Source organism: Synechococcus sp. BA-120 BA3 (assembly GCF_034931285.1).
In the GTDB taxonomy this organism is placed as follows: domain Bacteria; phylum Cyanobacteriota; class Cyanobacteriia; order PCC-6307; family Cyanobiaceae; genus Cyanobium.
The window spans coordinates 1-3392 of sequence record NZ_JAYGHZ010000397.1; the positions used below are offsets into that span (position 1 = coordinate 1).

At 72.6% G+C, this 3392-nt stretch carries 3 protein-coding genes and 2 pseudogenes; 2 read left to right on the plus strand and 3 right to left on the minus strand.

What is annotated here, in order from left to right; translation table 11 throughout:
- Nucleotides 1-450: pseudogene (locus VB737_RS15770) on the plus strand (4Fe-4S binding protein); the annotation flags it as partial.
- Here the strand turns inward: VB737_RS15770 and VB737_RS15775 are convergent.
- The 3 genes from VB737_RS15775 to VB737_RS15785 all read right to left on the minus strand — a co-directional run bounded on the left by VB737_RS15775 (nt 447) and on the right by VB737_RS15785 (nt 2917).
- Entirely contained in the window at nt 447-1085 is a 639-nt protein-coding gene (locus VB737_RS15775; RefSeq protein ID WP_500314345.1) for a gamma-glutamylcyclotransferase family protein, read from the minus strand. The pseudogene VB737_RS15770 and the gene VB737_RS15775 sit on opposite strands and share 4 nt — an antisense overlap.
- A gap of 145 nt (nt 1086-1230) precedes the next feature.
- Nucleotides 1231-2064, minus strand: a complete 834-nt coding sequence (locus VB737_RS15780; RefSeq protein ID WP_500314347.1) for a PhzF family phenazine biosynthesis protein — start codon at nt 2062-2064, stop codon at nt 1231-1233.
- 43 nt (nt 2065-2107) lie between these two features.
- A complete protein-coding gene (locus VB737_RS15785; RefSeq protein WP_500314348.1) occupies nt 2108-2917 on the minus strand; it encodes an NYN domain-containing protein in 810 nt (269 codons plus the stop codon).
- A 95-nt stretch (nt 2918-3012) separates the two neighbouring features.
- Between VB737_RS15785 and VB737_RS15790 the strand changes: the two are divergent.
- A pseudogene (locus tag VB737_RS15790) lies at nt 3013-3392 on the plus strand (esterase-like activity of phytase family protein); the annotation flags it as partial.

Below are 3392 nucleotides of genomic sequence, written 5' to 3' on the forward strand. Positions count from 1 at the left end.
CTGGGGCAGGGCCCCCTGCTGGGCCGCCTGGCCTTCGCCGCCCTGGCGCTGGCCCTGCCTTCGGGGCTGTGGCTGCTGCTGCGGCCCCTGGCGGCGCGGCTGCGGCCGGCCAGCCCCAGCTGGCTGCTGCTCTACGCCCTGCTGCCCCTGCTGTGGGGCCTGCTGCTGGCCCAGCATCTGCCCATGGGAATGGCGGAGGGGGGCCGATTGCTGCCGGTGAGCACCGAAACCCTCTGGCCCGCCCTGGCCGCCCGGCTGCCGAGCTGGAGCGCCGATAGCCATGTGATCGCCTTCTGCCAGAGCCTGGCGGTGCTGGTGGGGGTGGGCGGATCCCTGCTGATGCTGCGGCGCCTGCTGCAGCTGGCCTTCTGGAGCGGCCCGTCCCTGGCCCTGGGCGGACTGGTGGTGGCCCTGGGCTCGGGGGGGCGCTGGCTGGTGGCCGGCAGCTAACGCCCGCACACCCGCTGCAGATCGCTGTCGCTGTAGAGCGCCACGGGCGCCTCGGCCGGGCTCTCCTGCAGCCGCTGCTTCTTGGTGAGGTAGTGGGCGGCGCCGAGGCTGTTGCCCAGCAGCACCCTTGCGCTGCCGTGGCTGCCGCGCCAGGCGTTGCAGGTGGAGAGGGTGTCGAAGGCCAGGGTGGCGGGGGGAAGGACGGCCGCCAGCACGGCTCCTCCCAGGGCCAGCACCATGGCCAGGCCCATCTGGCTGCGGCGCACGGCCGCACCCGGCGCCGGCCCCCGCCAGCGGCCGTCGGCGATGGCGGCCACGTGGCGCACCTGATGGGGCCGGCCCAGGTAGACCCAGGCCCGACGGGCATCGGCCAGGGGCAGGGGCCGGCGGTCGTAGAGGCGGGGGTAGCCCTCGAGCCGATCGAGCCGGGCCAGGCCGGCGGCATCCACGCCGTACACCTCACCCCGCACCACCCCATCGCCGGGCACCGCCATCGGAAAGGGGCCCAGGTCGTGGAGCACCACGTCCGGCAGAACCGCCTCCCCGAGGAAGGGCGCATTACCGAGCCAGTGGTGGTTGCCGTGGCCGCGCTTGAGGGTGCCGTAGACGAAGACCAGCTCGGGATGGCTCTGCACGGCTCGGACCAGGGCTGGGGTGCCTGTGGTCATAATGCGACGGACATGCACCCGTTTCCATGACGATCGCCCTGCTGGTGGCGCTGCTGGGTTCCCTGGTGCTGATGGGCTGGATCGTGAAGCGCCTGGAAAAGGCCTCCTGAACTCAGGCCGCAAGGCGGCGCACCTGGCCCTCCACCCGTATCGAGCCCCCCGGTTCCGCCGGGATTCCGGCACTCAGCAGCGAGCGGCAACCCATGTCCTCCCCCTGCACCACCGTGATCGACCCGCCGTGGGGCCAGCCCAGGCTCTGCAGGTAGCCGGCCAGGGCCGAAGTGGCCGCCCCGGTGGCCGGGTCCTCGTAGACCCCGCCGACGGCGAAGGCGTTGCGGCTGTGGAACATCCGGGGGCCTTCGGCCCACACCAGCAGGAGCGTCAGCAGCCCCGCCTCCGCCATCAGCCGGGCCCCGTCCTCCATGGCGTAGCGCATGCCAGCCAGGTCCCCACGGCGGCGCAGGGGCAGCAGCAGGTGGTCGGCGCCGCCGTGGACGATGGCCGGTGGCAGGGCCGGATCCAGGTCGCCGGGGCCGTAGCCGAACAGGGCCAGGGCGGCCGCAAGGAGATCGGCCGCCACGGGGCGGTGGTGGGTGGGGGGTGATTGCAGGGCGGCGCTCCAGCGCTCCCCCTGCCGTCGGCCCTCCACCGTGATCGCGGCCTGGTTCAGCGTCAGCGGGAACACCCCATCACCGCAGCGTTCCGCCAGGGCGGCCCCGAGGGCGACGGTGGCATGGCCGCAGAAGGGCACCTCGACGGTCGGGGAGAAATAGCGCACCCGCCAGCCGTCCCCCTGCGGGGCGGCGAAGACCGTCTCCGAGTAGCCCACCTCGGCCGCCATGCGCTGCATCGCGGTGTCCGCGGGCAAGGTCTCGGTGATCAGCACCCCGGCCGGGTTGCCGCCCCGGTCGCCGTCGCTGAAGGCCGCCAGGCGCTGCAGGGTCATGGCAGGGTCAGGGCCGCGGCGGAAGGGGGCCAGTCTGCCGGCCTCAGTCGTCCTCCCGGGCCCGCACATAGACGATCGTGCGGTTGCCGCTCGGGGCTTCCCGCTCCTCCATCACGAACAGGGAGGGGCAGCCACGCACCAGGTCGGAGAGCTTGCGGAAGCCGTAGAGGCGGGTATCGAAATCGGGCTGAATCTTCTGCAGGTAGCTGCCGAAGGTGCCCAGCTGGGTCCAGCCCGATTCGTCCACCGAGCGATCCAGGGCCTCCATCAGAAAGTCGGCCGGGATGACCGGATGGGGGCCTGCGGGGGGAACGTCCTCCGGGGGCCGGCGGGCCTCCCCGGCCTGGACGCCGTCGTCCCCCTGGCGGGAGGCGGTGCGCAGCACCTCGGTGAACAGGAACTTGTGACAGGCGTTGCGGAACGCCGCCGGAGTCTTCTCCTCACCGAAGCCGTACACCAGCAGGCCCTCCTCCCGCAGGCGCACCGCCAGGCCCGTGAAGTCGCTGTCGCTGGTCACCAGACAGAAACCGTCGAAGCGCCGGGTGTACAGCAGGTCCATCGCATCGATGATCATCGTGCTGTCGGTGGCGTTCTTGCCCACGGTGTAGGCGAACTGCTGCATCGGCTTGATCGAGAACTTGTTCAGCAGTGCCTTCCAGGAGGCGCTCTGGCTGGAGGTGAAATCGCCGTAGATGCGGCGCACGATCGCCTCCCCGAAGCGGGCCACCTCCTCCAGCACCGCCTCGATCACCGCCGCCCTGGCGTTGTCGGCATCAATCAGCACCGCCAGGCGCCGGCCGGTGTCTTCCGTGAGGCCGCCGGCCGGCGGCTGGGTTCCCGCTGGGGATCGCATCACCCATCCCCCTCCGATGCTTCGACCCTACCCGCCCCACCCCCGGGTGTCCCGGGATGCCGCCGCGGTCCCCTGGCAACGGGAGAATTCCAGCCATGGTCATGCCCCTGATCGCCGCCGCTCCGCCGTCGCCCCTGCCTCCACCCCTGCTGCCCTGCCCGGCCCAGGCGGGCTGGGATCTTCAGGCGGGCGCCCGCCTGCCGCGCCGCGGGGCCGACGGAGCACCCCAGGGCGGCTACTCCGCCGCCAGCTACGAAAGCCAGAGCGACGTGCTGCTGCTGCTCAGCGATGCCCCCCGGGGCCGGGTGGACGCCTGGAGCGGCGTGCGGCAGCTGGGCCGGGTGCCGCTGCGGCCCCTGTTCCAGCTGGATCTGAAGGGATCGCCGCAGGTCCCGCTGCCGGCGGAGATCGACGCCGAGGGATTGGTGGCGCTCGGCGAGCGGCTCTGGATGGCCAGTGAGGGGCGCCGCAGCGC

Bases quoted from the DNA above. Each gene is read 5' to 3' on its own strand.
- VB737_RS15785 (WP_500314348.1), bottom strand. From the start codon at position 2,917: ATGCGATCCCCAGCGGGAACCCAGCCGCCGGCCGGCGGCCTCACGGAA.
- VB737_RS15780 (WP_500314347.1), bottom strand. From the start codon at position 2,064: ATGACCCTGCAGCGCCTGGCGGCCTTCAGCGACGGCGACCGGGGCGGC.